General features: G+C 68.8%; 15 protein-coding genes and 1 pseudogene. 5 read left to right on the forward strand and 11 right to left on the reverse strand.

Translation table 11 applies throughout. The features are described from left to right. The 4 genes from TFC3_RS38305 to TFC3_RS31180 all read right to left on the reverse strand — a co-directional run. Window positions 1-1,042 (reverse strand): hypothetical protein (locus TFC3_RS38305; RefSeq protein ID WP_161952706.1); only part of this gene is annotated, 1,042 nt, incomplete at its 3' end. A 132-nt stretch (window positions 1,043-1,174) separates the two neighbouring features. Next, window positions 1,175-2,173, reverse strand: coding sequence for a glycine betaine ABC transporter substrate-binding protein (locus tag TFC3_RS31170; RefSeq protein ID WP_067509140.1), 999 nt, complete (start codon window positions 2,171-2,173; stop codon window positions 1,175-1,177). Between the two features lie 181 nt (window positions 2,174-2,354). Then, the gene (locus TFC3_RS31175; protein ID WP_067509142.1) at window positions 2,355-3,071 is read right to left on the reverse strand and encodes an ABC transporter permease; all 717 of its coding nucleotides are present in this window, start codon (window positions 3,069-3,071) and stop codon (window positions 2,355-2,357) included. Then, window positions 3,068-3,790 (reverse strand): ABC transporter permease, encoded by a 723-nt coding sequence (locus TFC3_RS31180; protein WP_067509144.1) that lies wholly within the window; start codon window positions 3,788-3,790, stop codon window positions 3,068-3,070. The genes TFC3_RS31175 and TFC3_RS31180 overlap by 4 nt, the downstream gene beginning before the upstream one ends. A 2-nt stretch (window positions 3,791-3,792) precedes the next feature. On the opposite strand from TFC3_RS31180, the gene TFC3_RS31185 reads away from it, so the two are divergent. Further along, complete coding sequence (locus TFC3_RS31185) at window positions 3,793-4,779, forward strand: ABC transporter ATP-binding protein (protein ID WP_067509145.1); 987 nt, start codon at window positions 3,793-3,795, stop codon at window positions 4,777-4,779. 142 nt (window positions 4,780-4,921) lie between these two features. Here TFC3_RS31185 and TFC3_RS31190 read toward each other — a convergent pair whose 3' ends face one another. From TFC3_RS31190 to folP, 7 genes are read right to left on the reverse strand one after another with little or no spacing between them, the layout of a single operon-like run. Next, on the reverse strand, window positions 4,922-5,413 hold the full coding sequence (locus tag TFC3_RS31190) for a hypothetical protein (protein ID WP_067509147.1): 492 nt from the start codon (window positions 5,411-5,413) through the stop codon (window positions 4,922-4,924). Between the two features lie 59 nt (window positions 5,414-5,472). Next, window positions 5,473-5,757 carry a hypothetical protein gene (locus TFC3_RS31195; protein ID WP_067509149.1) on the reverse strand — a complete coding sequence of 95 codons (285 nt, stop codon included), beginning with the start codon at window positions 5,755-5,757 and terminating at the stop codon, window positions 5,473-5,475. A 51-nt stretch (window positions 5,758-5,808) separates the two neighbouring features. Further along, on the reverse strand, window positions 5,809-7,065 hold the full coding sequence (locus tag TFC3_RS31200; protein WP_067509904.1) for an ABC transporter permease: 1,257 nt from the start codon (window positions 7,063-7,065) through the stop codon (window positions 5,809-5,811). 52 nt (window positions 7,066-7,117) lie between these two features. Beyond that, a complete protein-coding gene (locus tag TFC3_RS31205; protein WP_153040611.1) occupies window positions 7,118-7,600 on the reverse strand; it encodes a DUF3180 domain-containing protein in 483 nt (160 codons plus the stop codon). A gap of 35 nt (window positions 7,601-7,635) precedes the next feature. Then, a complete protein-coding gene (folK, locus tag TFC3_RS31210) occupies window positions 7,636-8,160 on the reverse strand; it encodes a 2-amino-4-hydroxy-6-hydroxymethyldihydropteridine diphosphokinase (RefSeq protein WP_067509153.1) in 525 nt (174 codons plus the stop codon). Continuing rightward, window positions 8,157-8,516 carry a dihydroneopterin aldolase gene (gene folB, locus TFC3_RS31215; protein WP_067509155.1) on the reverse strand — a complete coding sequence of 120 codons (360 nt, stop codon included), beginning with the start codon at window positions 8,514-8,516 and terminating at the stop codon, window positions 8,157-8,159. The genes folK and folB overlap by 4 nt, the downstream gene beginning before the upstream one ends. Further along, window positions 8,513-9,325: a dihydropteroate synthase gene (folP, locus tag TFC3_RS31220; RefSeq protein ID WP_173745429.1), complete on the reverse strand. Its 813-nt coding sequence runs from the start codon at window positions 9,323-9,325 to the stop codon at window positions 8,513-8,515. Before folP ends, folB begins: the two co-directional genes overlap by 4 nt. A gap of 385 nt (window positions 9,326-9,710) precedes the next feature. Here folP and TFC3_RS31225 point away from each other — a divergent pair, with 385 nt between their 5' ends. The 4 genes and pseudogenes from TFC3_RS31225 to TFC3_RS31240 all read left to right on the forward strand — a co-directional run bounded on the left by TFC3_RS31225 (window position 9,711) and on the right by TFC3_RS31240 (window position 16,785). Further along, window positions 9,711-10,007 (forward strand): hypothetical protein, encoded by a 297-nt coding sequence (locus tag TFC3_RS31225; protein ID WP_067509159.1) that lies wholly within the window; start codon window positions 9,711-9,713, stop codon window positions 10,005-10,007. Between the two features lie 13 nt (window positions 10,008-10,020). Beyond that, a complete protein-coding gene (locus TFC3_RS31230; protein WP_067509160.1) occupies window positions 10,021-10,383 on the forward strand; it encodes a hypothetical protein in 363 nt (120 codons plus the stop codon). Window positions 10,384-12,217: 1,834 nt separating this feature from the next. Further along, window positions 12,218-14,797 (forward strand): annotated as a pseudogene (locus tag TFC3_RS31235) (ATP-binding protein); the annotation flags it as partial. A 2-nt stretch (window positions 14,798-14,799) separates the two neighbouring features. After that, on the forward strand, window positions 14,800-16,785 hold the full coding sequence (locus tag TFC3_RS31240) for a hypothetical protein (protein ID WP_067509162.1): 1,986 nt from the start codon (window positions 14,800-14,802) through the stop codon (window positions 16,783-16,785). Window positions 16,786-16,789: the final 4 nt, after the last annotated feature.

Here is a 16,789-nt window from a genome sequence, read left to right on the forward strand (position 1 = left end):
GAATGGGGGGCGCCGGGACGCGGGCGGCACCGGCTGGGGGCGGCACGCTGGCTGAGCCGGTCGACCGGCCGCGCGGTCCGGACACCCGGGCGGCACCCACCGGGCCCGCACCAGCGTCGTTTCCGGCCTGCCATTCCGCATTGCCGCGCGGGGCTTCCCAGTAGTCGCTCTCGGTCTCGTGATCCTGGTGCCAGTCGGTCTGCGGCCAATCGTCGCCCTGCTGCCGATCGTCCGCCCAGCCGGTGCCATTGTTCGCCGGGCCACCGGGCTGCCAATCGTCGTTGCCCGCAGCCCAGTCATCCTGCGCCGCGCCCTCGGCAACCCATCCCTGCCGCACCGGCTCGTCCGCCACCCAGCCGTCCGGCTCCGCCAAGCCGTCCTGCTCAGTCCAGCCTCCCTGCCCGGTCCGGCTTTCCTGCTGGGTCCAACCTTCCTGCGGGGTCCAGCCTTCCTGCTCGGTCCAGCCGTCCGGCCCGGTTGAGCCTTCCTGCTGAGCCCAGTCCCCCTGAGCCAAGCGATCCTCCGGCCCGGACCAGCCGGAACCCGCCGGCTCATCCCCCGGCTCGGGCCACAGCTCGTTGTCCAGCGGAGCCGGCACAGCGGCAAACCCGCGCGGAGCCGACACGCTGGCACTACCCCGCAGCGCCACACCACCCGCGGCCGAAACCGGCGCAACCGCGGCCGAAACCGGCGCAACGGCCGCGGCCGAAACCGGCGCGACAGCAGCAGCAGGCCGCCGGGCTTCTGCCCGCAGCCTGCCCACTTCGTCCTCGAGCCTCCGCACCCGCTGACCCGCCGACCCCACCTGCTCCCGCAGTTCGGCCACCTCGGTCGCCACCGCGTCCTCGGCGTCCATCGTCAGCAGCACCGGGTCGTTGCGGATCAGCATGGCTGCGCCGATCAGGATCACGCTTACCGCTGTGAGCAGGACCGCGATGGTGCTGCTGCCCAGCATGGCGGTGATGGCCGCGATCGGGGCCAGGGCGAGCGCAGCCCAGATCAGTCCGCGGTCGAGGCGGGCATCGGGGTGGCGGTCGGACATGACCGGGAATGCTACCGAGAGGGACGGATGGCCGAAACGGGTGCACGCCGGGCACCGCGGTTGCGGCACCCGGCGTGCGGGATGTATCGGCAGGTCCTAGCCGGTGAGCGGCCGGATCAGCTGGTTGAGAAATCAGCCTGCGGCGAGGGCGCCGTCGGAGCTGAAGACCAGGCCGACGCTGATGGTGCCCTGCTTCAGGCCGGTCTTGGTGAGCGGGCCGCCCGCGTCCAGCGCGGCGAACTTGCCGGCCTGGAAGTTGTAGGTGGTGGTCAGGCCCTGCTGGCACTTCGGGCGCTGCGGGCACTCGGCCGGGCCGCCCAGCACGGTTGCCGCCCCGGAGCACTTGGCCGCCAGGTCGGACAGGGTGGTCAGGCCGTACTTGGTGGCGAAGGCCTCGGTGGTCGCGAAGGCGTTCTGGTCCTGCGCGGTGGAGGGCTGACCGAAGACCAGGCCAACCTTGTCGCCGTACGTCTTCAGGTTCGCCACCGTGGTGTCGAGCTCGGGCGACGAGGGGTCCTTGGCGTCCTTGCCGTCGACCTTGCCGGCCAGGAACGTGGCCAGGGTGGCCGCGTACTCGGGCACGACGTCGATGTCGCCCTTCTCCAGCGCCGGCTCGTACAGCTCGCGGTTGCCGATCTGCTGGACCTTGACGTTGTAGCCGGCCGCGGTGAGCGCGATGCCGTACAGCTCACCCAGCGTGGCGTTCTCGCTGAAGTCGGCGGCACCGACGGTGATGTTGCCGCCCGCGCCCTTGGTGATGCCGGCGGTCAGGTTGTTGGCGGTGGCGAACTCGGTGGCCGCCGCCTTCGAGGACTTGCGGTCGATGTCCACGGCCTTGTTGAGCTCGATGAGCTTGGTGGTGTCCAGGGCCGAGGAGACCTTGTCGAGCGCCGCGATCAGCTCGGGCGAGGACGCCTTCTTGTTGATCGCCGGTACGACGTTGTCGGTGTTCTGCAGCTTCTTGTCGTCGGTGAGCACGACGAGCTTGTCACCGGCAACCGGGGCGCACCCGGCGCCCGAGGCGGAGCTGGGCGGCGCGGCGGTGCCGGACGAGCCGGACTCACCGCAGCCGGCGAGGATGACGGCGGCGGTCATGAGGGTGCCGGCCGTCAGGAGCAGGTGTCGACGCATACTGCCGCCTTCTGTGTCCCGGCACGGCTCAGGGGCCGTGCCGCGTGTCCGACGGGCAGTCGAGATCCGATGCCCGCTTGGTTCAGTTGTGGTGATGCAATTCGTTCCTAACCCCGGGGTACGACAACCTATGCCGCTGACGGCGCTACGTTGCTGATTCGTTACCCCGAACCGGACAAAGTCAGCCCGCGGGGGCCGCTGCGGTTGGCCGGCGCCGGCGCTGAGCCCGCAGCGCCCGCGGGGTGACGGCGCGCTGCACCAGGGCCAGCACCGCCTCGACGAACAGCGCCAGCAACGCCACCGCGATGCCCCCGGCGACAATCTGGCCGCCACCGCCGTTGCTCATCCCGATGCCGAACCCGGCCGAAATGATCTGACCCAGCCCACCGCCGTTCACCAGCGCAGCGAGCGCTGCCGTGGCGACCACCTGGACCGCGGCCGTACGAAGTCCCGCGGCTAGATAGGGCACCGACAGCGGCAACTCGACGCGGGTGAGCACCTGGCGCCCGGACAGGCCCATGCCCTTGGCCGCGTCGCGGGTCTCGGGGTCGATCTGGCGCAGGCCGGTGTAGGCGTTCGACAGCAGCGGAGGCACGGCGAACACGGCCAGGGCCACCACGACCGGCGGCTTGCCGAAGCCCAGCGGGGTCAGCGGCAGGATGGTCAGCAGCGCGAGCGTGGGCAGCGCCAGGGTCAGGTTGGCGATGGTGACGATCGCGCCGCCGCCGCGCCCCCGGTGCCCGAGCCAGATGCCCAGCGGCCAGCCGACCACGCAACCCAGCAGGACCGCCCAGAGGCTGATCTCGAGGTGCTCCCAGAGCCGGTCGAGCAGGCCGCCGGGGTTGGTCCAGTTGAGCGGGTCGTTGAACCAGACGAAGCCCTCGTGGAAGTAGTTCACGACCGCCGCTCCCGGGTCCAGGGCGTCAGGAGCCGCCCGATGCCGGCCAGGACCAGGTCGAGCACCAGCGCGAGGGCCACGCAGAGAATGGCGCCGGTCATGATCTCAGCCTTGAAGAAGTTGTTCCGGAAGCCGCCGAGGATCATGTCGCCGAGCCCGCCCTTGCCGATCAGCGAGCCCACCGTCACCAGCGCCACGGTCGACACCGTGGCGAGGCGCAGACCGGTGAGGATGCCGGGCAGGGCGAGCGGGAGCTCGATGCGCAGCAGCCGCCCGAACCGGCCGTAACCCATGCCCGCCGCGGCGTCCTGGACCTCCCCGGGGACCTGGGTCAGCCCGGCAAGCGTGTTGCGCACCAGCACGAGCAGCGCATACAACACGAGGGCGATCAACACCGACGTATCGCTCGTGGTGCCGACCGCCGGGGCGAGCAGCGAGAGAAGCGCCAGCGACGGGATCGTGTAGAGGACGCCCGAGAGTGCAAGAATCGGGCCGGTCAGCGGACGCCACCAATAGGCAACGACCGCGAGCGGAAGGGCAACGATCAACGCGATGAGGACTGCTTGCGCGGTTAACCCCGCGTGGAACTGCAGTCTGGAGACAATCTCGTCAGCGTTGTCGTGCACATAGCGCCAGGAGAACCACGGATTTCCCGGCCCGTCATCAGCGGGGGCGGCCAGGGGCCACGCGGAAGCCGAGGCCCTCGACAGGAAGGACATACGTGGACGCTACCGCGATCACCGACTCCGGCGCTGGCCGGACAGCCGCGTCGATCACGTTGGAGAACCTCGGCAAGGTCTATCCGGACGGCACAGTCGCGGTCGGCGACATCAGTCTCGAGGTGAAAGCCGGCGAGCTGATCGTGCTGATCGGCCCGTCGGGATGCGGTAAATCGACAATTTTGCGCATGCTCAACCGCCTGATCGAGCCGTCAAAGGGCCGCATCCTCATCGACGGCGAGGACGTGACCCAACAGGACCCGGTCGAGCTGCGAAGGCACATCGGGTACGTGATCCAAAATGTGGGACTGTTCCCGCATCAGACCATCCGGACCAACGTCGGCACGGTCCCGCGGCTGCTCGGCTGGGACCGCAAGAAGACCCGGACCCGCTCCGAGGAGCTGCTGGATCTGGTGGGTCTGGACCCGAAGCGCTACGCCGGGCGCTATCCGCACGAACTTTCCGGCGGGCAGCGCCAGCGCGTGGGCGTGGCCCGGGCGCTGGCCGCCGACCCGCTCGTGCTGCTGATGGACGAGCCGTTCTCGGCGGTCGACCCGATCGTGCGCGGGCGTCTGCAGGAGGAGTTCCTGCGGCTGCAGGAGACGGTTCGCAAGACCATCGTGCTGGTCACGCACGACATCGATGAAGCGGTACGGCTGGGTGACCGAATCGCGGTGCTCGGCGAGGGCGGGCGGCTGCTGCAGTACGCCGGTCCGGGCGAGCTGCTCAGCCAGCCGGCCTCGGAGGCGGTCAGCGACTTCGTCGGCAACGACCGGGGCGTGCGGCGGCTGGCGGTGACCAAGGTCCGCGACGCGATGCGCCCGCTGGGTCAGGTCGAGGAGATCGACCGGCTGCCCACCGTGGACGTGGGAGGCACGCTCTACGACGCTCTCTCCGCCATGCTGACCAGCGATGCCCTCAACGTGGTGGTGCTGGAGGCCGGCAAGCCGGTCGGCAGCGTCTCCCGCTCGACGCTGTTCGACTCCTGAGCCCAAGCCGCAGCCCGGGCCGGACGGGACCCGGGCTGCGGTCAGGCGGCGGTGAGGTGCGGGGGGCGGAGTGCACCTCGGTCGCCTTCGAACGGTCCGGCCAGGAGCCGGGGGGAGTGGCACCCGGCGCGGACCACGTTTCTCATCGGGTTCCGCGGCGACCCCCGAGCGTGGCCAAGCCGATGATCCAACCGATGAACAGCCCGTACGTAGCCCCGTCACCGGCGGCCCGGAAGGCGCCCAGCAGCGACGGGTTGGCCAGGAACAGCGTGGTCAGCAGCGCGGCGAAGCCACCCGCGAAGACGTACGACGCCCAGCCGGCGAAGAACTGGCTGAGGGTGCCACGGGCTCGGGCCAACTGCGAACCGGGCAACAGATACAGGAAAAGCGCAGTCAGCAGTACGACCAGAATGGCCTTGAGGTCGGCGATCAGGATCGAGCGCAACGAGTCGTCGGAGTCGAAGCGCCAGTGCGGCCACGACAACAGACGCAGCCACCAGCCACCAGCGGTTTCTGCGTTCGTGTTGTCAGCGACCCAGTCGGCATACCAGGGGCTGCCGAAGACAAGGACGAGTATCAGCGCCACGAGCGTGCCCGCCCCCGGCGCGGATTTGTAGCGGTTGGTGAGAGCCATGGCCCGCTATTTCCCAGCGGACGGCCGTTTTCAAACGACAGGCATGAATGCCCCAGAAGCTAATGCTTCTGGAGATAGTCGATGAATGCCGCGCGAAGCAACGGCTCCTGCTCGCCATACCCATGTCCGGTCAATTCGCGCCACAACGCCACCGCCTCGTCGAGGGTGGGGCCGACCGTGTTGGGGGCGCCGTCGAGCGAGGCGGCCTCGTCGGAGTCGGGCAGGTGCTTGAACACCGACCAGAAGAAGCTCAGGTCGCGGCGCTCGCGAGCCCTGGCGAAGGCGCGTTCCCGCAGCTCCTCGGTGGGCAGGGCGTCAAGCTCGGCGAAGGTCGCGTCGGTCATCGGCCAAGCATAGGCGGCGGTGTTTCCCGGCGCGGGCCAGCACGGCGAGCCTCAGCGGCCCGAGCCCCAGGGGCCGAGATCCCACTGGCCGCTCTGCTGCGGCGACGGCGCGGCGCTCGACGGCGACCACGTCTCGGGCAGGCCCGGTGACCACGCCGTGCCGGTGGGCGTGTCGTCCCAGTCGGCGGCGCTGTCCACCGGCAACGGGCGTCCGTAGGTCTCGATCAGCCGGGTGACCAAGAGCCCGGCGCCGATGGTGGCGCCCCCGACGGCGAACAGGGCGATCTCGAAGGTGCGCCGGTCGGCGTAGTCGAGGAACAGCGCCATCCCGGCCACGGCCAGCAGCGTGCCGAAGATCCCGCCGCGGCGGCCGTACGCGCTGGTGCCGGCGAGCAGCGCGGTGCCGAACGCGATGCCGGTCCACTCCAGTCCGGTGCCGGGCACGATCGGCCCGGTGGACTGGGCGGCCATGAGAATGCCGGCGACCACGGCGAACAGCGAGGACAGCAGCAGCGAGGCGATGACCGGCAGCGCCACGGCACCACCCCGGCGATCGGCCGGGTCGCCGATCGGGCGCAGCCGGCCGACCAGGCGCCGGAGCGGCGCGATCGTCCCCAGCGCGCCCCCGAAGACCGCGAGCAGGGCGAACGCGCCGAACAGGTAGAACGCGTGGTTGGAGGGGTCGTAGGTGCCCTGGACGGTGACCGGGGCGGTGCGCAGCTGGTCGTACACGATGACCCCCATGGCGGCGCCCAGCGACGCGACCCAGCCGGGTACGTGCAGCATCAGCACCAGCAGGGCGACTATCAGCGCGCCCCCTGCGGCGATGCTCAGCGCGGGAACCGCCGCCTGGACCAGCCCCTTGTCGCCGTTCTCGGCGTAGTGCAGCGCGGCGGCGAGCGCGATCGGGCCCACCGCCAGGTTGGGAACGCCGGCGCGCAAGGTCAACCCCGCACCCAGGGTGAGCAGGCCGATCGAGGCGCCGGAGATGAGCAGCGTGTCCAGCGCCGGGCGGCGCAGGCCGGACGGGTCGAGGCGGTAGAGCAGGAAGGCGATGGCGGCCACCGCCAGCAGCAGCACGATCTCCCAGCCGATATGGACGCCCAGCCGGTCGCGGGCGGTCCCGCCGCCGGCCCGCCGGGAACCGGGGTCGAGCGACTCGGTGATCCGGGTGCCGGTGTCGTCCGGAGCCAGCTCGCGGCGGCGGTTGCGGTAATCCGTGGACGCCGCGCCGGCCCGGTATGCCGCCGGCCCGGTCAGCTGATCCTCAGCGGTGTCGCGACGGTACGGGGTCTCGTCATACGCCATCTCGGCCACCTCCTCGCCGCGGCCCAGCATACGGATAGCGAGGGGGATTGGTTCAAGCCCGCGATCCGTGCCGGTCCTGGTCGTCGCCGTCCTTGCGATCCGGCTGCTCGGGCACCTGGCAGGCGCGTTCCAGCCAAAGCGCAGCCGCCACGAGCGCCAAGGCGGCCACCACTCCGCCGATGCCGGCCGGGATGTCGTCGTGCGCGGCCTCGGTCGGCTCCAGCGCCAGCCAGGCCAGCAGGCCCGCGGCGAAGCCAGCGAACAGCGCCCCGGCCAGCGAGGAAGCCTTGGCCAGCACGGCGTAGCGGGCGACCGCCAGCGGGTCGATCGCGCCGGCGCCGCGTTTGCGCTGGATGCGGGCGCTGGTGTTCTGCGCGAGGATGCCCTCGGCGACCGCGAGCGCGGCGAACACGAAGATCGGCGTCCAGGGCAGCCGCAGACTGGTGTTGTAGTAGAGCGCGCTGAGCAGCAGCCAGCCGATCGCGGCCGCGGCCAGGGCGGCGACGACCAGGCTGGACAGGCTGGTCGGCCGCATCGACGGGTCAGGTGCGCCGCCGCCGGGGTTACTGCTCACTCCTGAGACTTTAACCGCAGATCGCGAAGGGGGGTCAGCGCCTTCGCGTCCGTTGCGAGCTCCGGCGAGACCAGCAGCTCGGCGACCGGTCCGTGCCCGGGCAGCACCGCGCCGGAGTCGAGGTCAAGCCACGGCTGCAGCACGAAGGCGCGCAGGTGGGCCCGCGGGTGTGGCAGGGTCAGTTCGGGGTCGTCGCTGAGCACCGGCTCGCCGTCGCGCCAGACCGCGATCACGTCGACGTCCAGCGTGCGCGGTCCGAAGCGCCGGGCGGGGTCACGCACGCGACCGGCGGCCTGTTCCAGATCCCGCGCGCGGGTGAGCCAGCTACGGGAATCCGCCGCCGCATCGATGACCAGAACAGCAGCATTCAGGTACGCCGGTTGCTCGGCATCACCCCAGGGCGGCGTCTCGTACACCGGTGACACCCGGGCCACTGTGCCGCCGAGCGCTTCGACAGCGGCGTTGAGGTGGGCGTACCGGTCGCCGAGGTTGCTGCCGATCGACAGCAGGGCGCGGGTCATCGGGTCCGCCGCAGGGTGACCGCCACATCGGCGAACTCGTGCGGGATGGGGGCCTGCGGCTTGTGCACGGTGACGGTCGCAGCGCTGACCCGTTGGTCGGCCAGGCACACCGTGACCAGGCGATCGGCGAGCGTCTCGATCAAGTTGACCGGCTCGCCACCGACGACCTCGGCAAGCTGCCTGGCCAACTTGCCGTAGTGGACGGTGTCGCTCACCTCGTCGCTGAGCGCGGCCGGGGACAGGTCCAGTTCCAGGGCCACGTCGATCACGAAGTCCTGACCGTCGCGCCGTTCGAAGTCGAAAACGCCGTGATTCCCTCGTACGCGGAGGCCACGCAGTTGAATTTGATCTGTCATGGCTTCCTCTGCAGGTGGGGGCTTCCGGTGGCCCGCCAGACGGCAAGCGCGTCGGTGGTCGAGCGGACGTCGTGCACGCGCACGCCCCACGCGCCCGCCGCAACCGCGAGCAGAGACGTTGCCACAGTGGCCACCTCCCGCCCCTCCACCGGCCGTGGCTCGCCATCGGCTCCGGCGAGCAGGCGGCCCAGGTAAGTCTTGCGCGACGCGGCGAACAGAACCGGAAAGCCGAGTTCGATCAGTCTGCCGAGATTCTTGCTGAGCTCCCAGTTGTGCTCGGCACGCTTGGCGAACCCCAGACCCGGGTCCAGGATCAACTGGCTCGGGTCGACCCCGGCCGCGACCGCATCATCCACCCGCTGTGCCAGCTCGGCGCGCACCTCCGCTACGACGTCGTCGTAGACCGCGAAGTCCTGCATCCGCTGGGAGTGACCGCGCCAGTGCATCAGCACCCAGGGACAGCCGGCGTCGGCGACCACCGCTGCCATCTCCGGGTCGGCCAGCCCGCCGGAGACGTCGTTCACCACGGCCGCGCCGGCTTGCAACGCGGCAGCGGCCACCGCGGCGCGGGTAGTATCGATACTCGTAAGTACTCCGGCCCTGGTCAGCTCCTTGATCACCGGAAGCACCCGATCGATCTCCGTCGCCGCATCGACGCGGCCGGCGCCCGGACGGGTGGATTCCCCACCGACATCGACAAGGTTGGCACCCTCGCGGCTCAGCGCCACACCGTGGTGGACGGCCGCGGCCAGCCCCGAGTATCGACCGCCATCGGAGAACGAGTCCGGGGTGACGTTCAAGACGCCCATCACGACCGGGTGATCTTGCTGAAGCAGCAGGTCGGCGCCGACCTGGGCGGTCGCGGCACGGCGGGTCGGCTCAGTCACGGTATGACCGTACCGGGACGTTGACTTTAGTACACATGTACGATGGAACATGACTCACGTTCAGTCACGTCTTTACCTTGGGTAACGAATCAGGCAGCTTGTAGGTAAGAAGTACGCCCCGTACTCTTCGGTCCTAGGCATCATTATTGAACCGAAGAGAGCAGAGCGGTCGTGTGGAGGACAGCAGTGCCCTTACGGTCTCACTCGACGTAGTGAGCGGGAAGTAGCACCATATGGGCGTCGCCGTCAGGCTTCACTACTGCAGCGTGCCCGGCGCCCTCACGCCGGTCACCCGGGAGGTTTACCGATGATCGCCACCGAACTCGCCGCGCAGGTCGCGACGGCAGTGCAGCACGGCGCCACCCTTGCGGCAGAGCAGCCCAAGGGCATCAACACCGAAGGCGTCGTTACCTTCTTCGCCAGCAACATCGCCCCCATTCTCCTGGCCGTCCTGGGTGTCATCTTCATCGGACGAGCCAGCCGGGGCGAGATATCAAAGGTGCTGACCAGCTCCGCGATCGCGATCGTCGGCCTGGCCTTCATCGCCGGCGCCGCGACGCTGTTCTTCGTCGGCGACTACATCATCGACCTCATCTTCAACTGAGGCCGGAAGTCTCATGCGCCTGCGCACCGACGACGACATCTACCGGGCCCGCCTGGTCTACCTGGGCCCGCCCGGTTACACGTTGCCCATGCACCTGCCGTACGCGCAGTACGGGATGTTCGTGCTCCTGGTTCCGGTGTTCGTGTTCCTGCACTACCTGATGACCTGGCAGTTCGACGCGTTCCCGGCCTGGGAGATCGCGCTCGCCATGGTCACCACGTCGTACGTCTTCCGGCACGTCGATCCGGACCGCCCAGCCCGCATGGTCATCCGCACCGCGATGACGGACTGGAAGCGAACCCGCGAGCCCTCAGTGGAGCAGCGGGACCCCCGGCTCGTCGCCACTCGCATCCGGGTTCGGGAGGAGTTGGTATGACCAGTTACGCCGCTCTCGCTGCCAGCGCCCTCGGTGGCACCGCTTCCACTGGCACCGCTCTCGCTTCCGCTGGCACCGCTCTCGCTTCCGCTGGCACCTCTCTTGCTGCCACCGCTCTCGCTGCCGCGTCTTCCGCCGCCACCGCTCTCACTGTCACCGCTTTAGCTGCCACCGCTCTCGCTGTCACCGCTCTCGCTGTCACCGCTTTCGCTGCCACCGCTCTCGCTGCCACCCCGAACGGGGCCGTCGCATGACCGCAACCCCACCGCCCGGGACTCCCCGCGCGGACGCCCCCACCCAGGCCACCCGAGGTAACGCTTCGCGCTCGCCTGACTACTCTCCGGAAGAGAATCCTGAGCAGGTCGCCGGCCCCGACCACGGCGCCGTGGCGGTCTTCCAAGCACCCCAGCCGATCCGCCCCCGAACCACGGGCACCCCACCGCCGGTGGACCCGATGGACATCGACTCCCCGTTCCTCGACCTGTTCGGCGGAACAGCCCAGCCGAAGCCTGCGCCGGAGCAGCCGGGTGAGGATGCAGACCTCGACTTCGACTTTGGGTTCGACTTTGACGAGCCGGTGCCGGGGGGTGGGGCTGCTTCGGAGTCTCCCGTTGGGGGCGTTTCCGGGCCGGGCCGCTCTTCTGGGCCGGGCCGCTCTTCTGGGCCGGGCGCTGGGCGCTCTTCTGGGCCGGGCGCTGGGCGCTCTTCTGGGCCGGGCACTGGGCGTGCCTCCGGGCCGGGCGCTGGGCGCTCTTCTGGGCCGGGCACTGGGCGTGCCTCCGGGCCGGGTGCTGGGCGCGGGGACGAGTCTGGTGCGGAGTCCGGGGCTGGGGCTTTGGACGGCTTGGCGGCTTCGCCGGGTGTTTGCCGGACTGGGGATTCCGAGGCGCGGTCTGCTGGTTCGGGCTCGCCTCGGGGCGGCATGTCTGAGCCTGTCGCCCGTGGGTCTGAGACTGACATCTCCGGAGCGGGCGCCGCTCGAACTGAGGGGTCTGGGCCGGGCGTGGCTCAGCCCGGCGACTTCGGACCTGGTGGATCCGGGCCCAATGGATCTTCGGCCGCGACGGCCAGGGCTGACGCTGCCCAAAGTCAGGCGGGTCCTGTCCAGACTCCGGCTGCTCGGGCTGAGGCGGGTCAAGCTCACGCCGCAACTATTGGAGGCGGGTCGACTGCGGCTCAAGCCCCTACTGCTCGGACTGGGGCCGCTCAAGCTCCGCCCGCTCGGACTCAAGCTGCCCACACCGCGTCCGCTCGCGCTGAAGCAGGCCAAGTCGCGCCCGGTCAGGCTGCGACCGGTCAGGCCGGTCAGGCCGGTCAGGCTACAACCGCTCAGGCCGGTCAGGCCGCGACCGCTCGCACTGGGGCTGGTCCGGATCGGGCGGCAGCGCCGCGCAATGGGTTCGGGGGCGTTGTCGATCAAGGCAGTGCTCGGCGGGGTGGGGAGCTTGGGTCGGGGGTGGCGCTGGCTGCCAACGGCGAACCACTGGTTACGCCTCCTCCGGTTGATCCGCCTACTGCGGACGTACCGTCGGCTCGCGGTTCTGCCGGTTCTTTTCCGCCCTTCCAAGCTGCACCCTCCGGTCCGGAGGCCGATTTCTTCGGTGACCAAGCGGACGATTTCGGCAATTGGCCCGAGGAAGCGCGGCCGACCGTTGAGGTGCCTGTTCAGGTTGCGCCGGGGGTGCATGCGCTCCCTCATGGCTCCTCGCAGCATACCGAGCTGGCGCCCATGCCGGAAAAGGCCCCCGCACCGCAGCGAGAAAAGGCTCCTGCCAAGAAGCGCGGTCGCAAGAAGAAAGACGAGCCGGCCAATCTTCCGGCTACCGTCAAGGCTGCGCCGCTACGTCCGCACAAGCTCAAGTTCAGCGATCGTGATCCGGCCATCGAACTGGAGATCAGTGAGATTGCCGGGCACCTGACGTTCACCCAGAGCACCGTTACCGCTTGGTATTACCTGCCCGAAGTTCGATGGGCTTTCCGGCCGGATGCGGAGCGGGAGGCGCTGCTTTCCGCAATCTCCGAGCAATATGCGGGGCTCGCTGGATTCCGGTTGCATCTGCGCCGCACGAATCGGCCTTTCCCGGCGGATGAGTGGGCGCGCACTGTCGATTCTTTCACCGCCAAGCCGTTGCCGGATGTCACCGGTGCTACCTCGTGGAGCGATCACCTGGTTGCGGCTCAGCGGCATTTGTTGTCGGTGAACCATGCCGAGGGCCAGACGTACCTGGGTGTTACTTTTGCCCGGCGTTCGCTTGGCGATACGTTCTCCGAGCGCATTCTGCGGATGTTCGGCAAGGGGACGTCTGACGGGGAACGTCGCAAGCTTGGCCGTACGGTCGAACAGTTTGACGAAGTTCTCAATGCATTCGGCATGCGTGGGCGCCGGGTCACCCCGCAAGAGCTGGAATGGCTGCTTTTCCGGTCGGTTGCCTTGTGCATGGCACCGCCCGGTCCCCTTTCTCCGGTCTCGAACGGTCACTGGGAGCGCGGCGATCTGCTCGCGTTGACCGAGCAGGTGGAGCGTTACCGCACGCCATACGGCTCGACCGTCAAACTGGTGAACCGGATGACCGGCGAGGAACGCCACGTGGCCGTGCTGTCCGTGGGCCGCATGGAGCCGCTCGAGATTCCGGAGAAGCACGAGCCGTGGATGCACTTCCACGAACGCCTGCCGTGGCCCATGGAATTGTCGTCGCGCATTGACATTCTGGGGTCCAACAGCTCGTTCAAGAACCTCGAGCACCGGCTGCGAATGATTCGTTCCCAGCAGCTCGACTACGCCGAGCACGGCATCGACGCTCCGCCGGAACTCGAACGGCTTGCCAAGCGTGCCCTGGTGATCGGCGACGAAATGACGACCGGGCTGCCTGTGGAGTCGGCTCGGGCGCACGGCTGGCATCGGATCGCGGTCGGTGGTCGTACCCGTGAAGAATGTCTGGAAAGGGCCCGGCGCCTGATTCAACTTTATTCGCGGGAACTGCGGATCTCGCTGCAGCACCCGAAGAACCAGGACCAACTGGCCCGCGAATTCATTCCGGGCGAGCCCATCGCCAATACGGGTTATGTCCGGCGGATGCCCGTCAAGCTGCTCGCCGCCGCGCTGCCCCAGGCCGCATCGACGGTGGGTGACCGGCGCGGCGACCTGATCGGGCGAACCGCGGGCACCTGCCGCCGCCCGGTGTTCCTGGACCTGCACTTCCCGATGGAGGTACGCGAGCGGTCCGGCCTGGGCGTCTTCGTTGCTGAGCCGGGTGGTGGCAAGTCGACCCTGATGGGTGCGCTGGGCTACCTCAATGCCCGGCGTGGGGTGCAGGTGACCCTGCTCGACCCGTCCGGCCCGCTGGCGAGGCTGTGCCAGATGCCGGAGTTGCGGCCCTACTCGCGGGTGCTCAACCTGACCGGGTCGGAACAAGGCACGCTGGCGCCGTACTCGCTGATCCCCACGCCGGTCCGCACCGAGTTCGCCACCGGCCCCAGCGGCGACCGCGAGTATGAGATCGCGGTCTCCAATGCCCGGGCCGAGCGTCGCATGCTGGTGCAGGACATCTGCTCCATGCTGGTGCCGCCGCAGGTGGCCAAGGAAGCCTCGACCGCCACGCTGCTGCGCCACGCGGTCCGCCAGGTGCCGGCCGAGGAGACCTCGACGCTCGACGACGTTGTGGCCACCCTGCAGGGCCTGGACGACGACGAGGGCAAGGAACTGGCGAACCTGCTGCTGGACACCGCCGAGATGCCCCTCGCGCTGCTGTTCTTCGGGCGGCCCCCGGAACACCTGCTCGGCGCCGACTCGGCGCTGACGGTCATCACGATGGCGGGCCTGCGCCTGCCCGACCTGAAGATCGAGCGCGAATACTGGTCGGCCGAGGAATCATTGGCGCTGCCCATGCTCCACACGGCCCACCGCCTCGCGGTACGCCGATGCTATGGCGGTTCCATGTCGTCCCGCAAAATGGTCGGCCTGGACGAGGCCCACTTCATGGAAGGATGGCGCTCCGGCCGCTCCTTCCTGGTCCGCCTGGCCCGAGACTCCCGCAAGTGGAACCTCGCGGCGCTGGTGGCCTCGCAGAACCCCCGCGACATCCTCGGCCTGGACGTCCAGAACCTGGTGTCCACGGTCTTCGTCGGCCGCATCGCCGAGGACCAGGAAATCGCCTCGGAAGCGCTACGGTTGCTCAGGGTCCCCGTCCACGACGGCTACGAGGCCACCCTGGCCTCGCTGTCGCAGGCGGACGCAACGTCCCAGTCCCGCCTCGGCTTCCGAGAATTCGTGATGCGCGACGTGGACGGGCGGGTTCAGAAGGTACGGGTGGACGTCTCCTACGTGGACGGCCTGCTCGACCACCTGGACACCACCCCGGCCGCGGCCAAGGCCTTACCGACGGCCATCCCCAGCCTTTCCGACCTGGAGGTCTGATTATGCTCCGCCGGGTCTGCGCAACGCTGATGGCAATGGCGGTCACGGTGGTGGCCAGCATCGCTTGGGCAGTGGCAGCCCCGGCGCCGGCGGTGGCTGGGCCGCTGCGGGCACCGGGGGGTGCATGCAGCACCGAGGAATGGAAGCAGGACTTCAAGACCTGCGTGAGCCGGCTGAAGGACGTAGCAGCGGACCGCGCTCAATGCTTGAAGCCTCCTACCCCCACTACCCCCGATTCCGGGTTGGCCGGGTGGTTCGCGGAACAGCCCAAGTCCTCGACACTCAACGGCCCCCAGGGCATGTACAGCCAATATGGCTATGCCGGCTACAGCTACACCACCTATGACCAAGAGGGTGGCTGCGCTGCCGCGCTGATGGACCCGGAAGACAAATTCGAGACAACTGTCGCCAACGGTGAGTTCATGGTTGCGACGGCGGTAATCGGTGCCTCGAACGCGCTGCGGGAGCGGGCCTGGGATCCGCAGACTTTGTGGGGATGGGCGAACCCATTGGTCGAGCAGGCCACCAAGGCGGTATATCAGAAGGTCTTCAGCGTCTTCGGCGTCATTACTCTCGCGGTGGTAGGCCTTTACCTGATCTGGCGTTCAAAACAAGCCGACATGGGAGCAGCAACGACGACGGCGGGGTGGGCCATCCTCGTCATGGTCGCCGTGACCGCCATTGCGGCGTGGCCAGTTAAATCGGCGAGTATCGCCGATCAAAGCCTCGTCACCACGCTCGGCGTTGTTCACGACGCAGTCGGCCCGCGCGCTCAGAACACTCCTGCGGGCAAGTGTGACGACCCGACCCCCGGCGCCTGTGACGACAATCGTCCACCTGCAGTACGCGCCAGCGATACGACGACCGAAACCATGCTGTACCGCAACTGGCTGCGCGGAGTACTGGGCTCCGCCGACAGCGAGACCGCTCAGAAATACGGACGCGCGCTCTACGACGCACGCTCCCTGACTTGGCGAGATGCGGAAAGGCTTCGGACCAATCCCAATGACCGCGAAGCAACGTTCAACGCCAAGTACACGCAATGGCAGAAGGTAGCCGAGCAGATCAAGACCGAAGACCCCGAGGCGTACGAATACCTGCGGGGTGCCAATGGCATGGATCGAATCGGCGCGGGGTTCATCGCAGTCCTCGCGTCCATCCTGTTCGCGATGTTCGACCTCACCGCATCTGTGCTGGTTCTACTCGGCTTCCTGATTTTCCGGTGGGCTGTCATCGCGGCGCCGATTCTGGGCACCGTCGGCCTGCTCCGGCCAGCTAGTTCGGGTATTCGGCGGCTCGGTAACGCCGTTGTGGCCGCGATCTTCAACATTGCCATCTTCGGTACCGGAGCGGCTATCTACCTCTTCGCAGTGGATCTGATCATGAATACGGCCAGTCTGCCCGGTTGGCTGCAGGTCGTTCTCGTGTGGCTATGCGGAGTGGTCGGATGGCTCTTGCTGCGCCCGTACCGCCGGATCACCCAACTCGGCGGCAAAGACAGCACTCACGCCATCACCTCGGCCGGGTCCTGGCATCGACGGTTCTTCCAAGACATGCGCGAGGCCGCGAGGCTCGACGTGGCCGACGCTGGCGGAACGAACGAGCCGCGGATCGGGAAGGGGCGCACGGTGTACGTGGAACAGACCAACCTGCGTCCCGAGGCGCGGCTGGAAGACCCGGCGCACGCAGCCGGCGCACGGACCGAGACCAGCCCGGTTCCGGTGACGGCTTCGAGCGGTGGTGGGCGGACCCAGCCGACCCGGCCCGATGGCGTCGAGGCGGTGCGGGAGAGCGCCGCGGTACGCGATCGTGAGCCCGAGACCGTCAGTGCCAAGGCGCCAGCGACGCCATCGCGGCAGCGGCGGACGACCACGTGGACCGAGCCTGATGTGTCCGAGCCGGCTACCTCGTATGCGATCTATCGTCCCGAGACCGGCAGCACCACGCGGGAGCCGTCGACTCCGCGGGTCCGGACCGAGGCTCGGTAGCCCG

The sequence above is a fragment of the Actinoplanes sp. TFC3 genome (assembly GCF_001553785.1).
Classification (GTDB): Bacteria; Actinomycetota; Actinomycetes; order Mycobacteriales; family Micromonosporaceae; genus Actinoplanes.

Bases quoted from the DNA above. Each gene is read 5' to 3' on its own strand.
- TFC3_RS31170 (WP_067509140.1), bottom strand. From the start codon at position 2,173: ATGCGTCGACACCTGCTCCTGACGGCCGGCACCCTCATGACCGCCGCC.
- TFC3_RS31180 (WP_067509144.1), bottom strand. From the start codon at position 3,790: ATGTCCTTCCTGTCGAGGGCCTCGGCTTCCGCGTGGCCCCTGGCCGCC.
- TFC3_RS31190 (WP_067509147.1), bottom strand. From the start codon at position 5,413: ATGGCTCTCACCAACCGCTACAAATCCGCGCCGGGGGCGGGCACGCTC.
- TFC3_RS31195 (WP_067509149.1), bottom strand. From the start codon at position 5,757: ATGACCGACGCGACCTTCGCCGAGCTTGACGCCCTGCCCACCGAGGAG.
- TFC3_RS31200 (WP_067509904.1), bottom strand. From the start codon at position 7,065: ATGGCGTATGACGAGACCCCGTACCGTCGCGACACCGCTGAGGATCAG.
- TFC3_RS31205 (WP_153040611.1), bottom strand. From the start codon at position 7,600: ATGCGGCCGACCAGCCTGTCCAGCCTGGTCGTCGCCGCCCTGGCCGCG.
- folK (WP_067509153.1), bottom strand. From the start codon at position 8,160: ATGACCCGCGCCCTGCTGTCGATCGGCAGCAACCTCGGCGACCGGTAC.
- folB (WP_067509155.1), bottom strand. From the start codon at position 8,516: ATGACAGATCAAATTCAACTGCGTGGCCTCCGCGTACGAGGGAATCAC.
- folP (WP_173745429.1), bottom strand. From the start codon at position 9,325: ATGGGCGTCTTGAACGTCACCCCGGACTCGTTCTCCGATGGCGGTCGA.
- TFC3_RS31225 (WP_067509159.1), top strand. From the start codon at position 9,711: ATGATCGCCACCGAACTCGCCGCGCAGGTCGCGACGGCAGTGCAGCAC.
- TFC3_RS31230 (WP_067509160.1), top strand. From the start codon at position 10,021: ATGCGCCTGCGCACCGACGACGACATCTACCGGGCCCGCCTGGTCTAC.
- TFC3_RS31240 (WP_067509162.1), top strand. From the start codon at position 14,800: ATGCTCCGCCGGGTCTGCGCAACGCTGATGGCAATGGCGGTCACGGTG.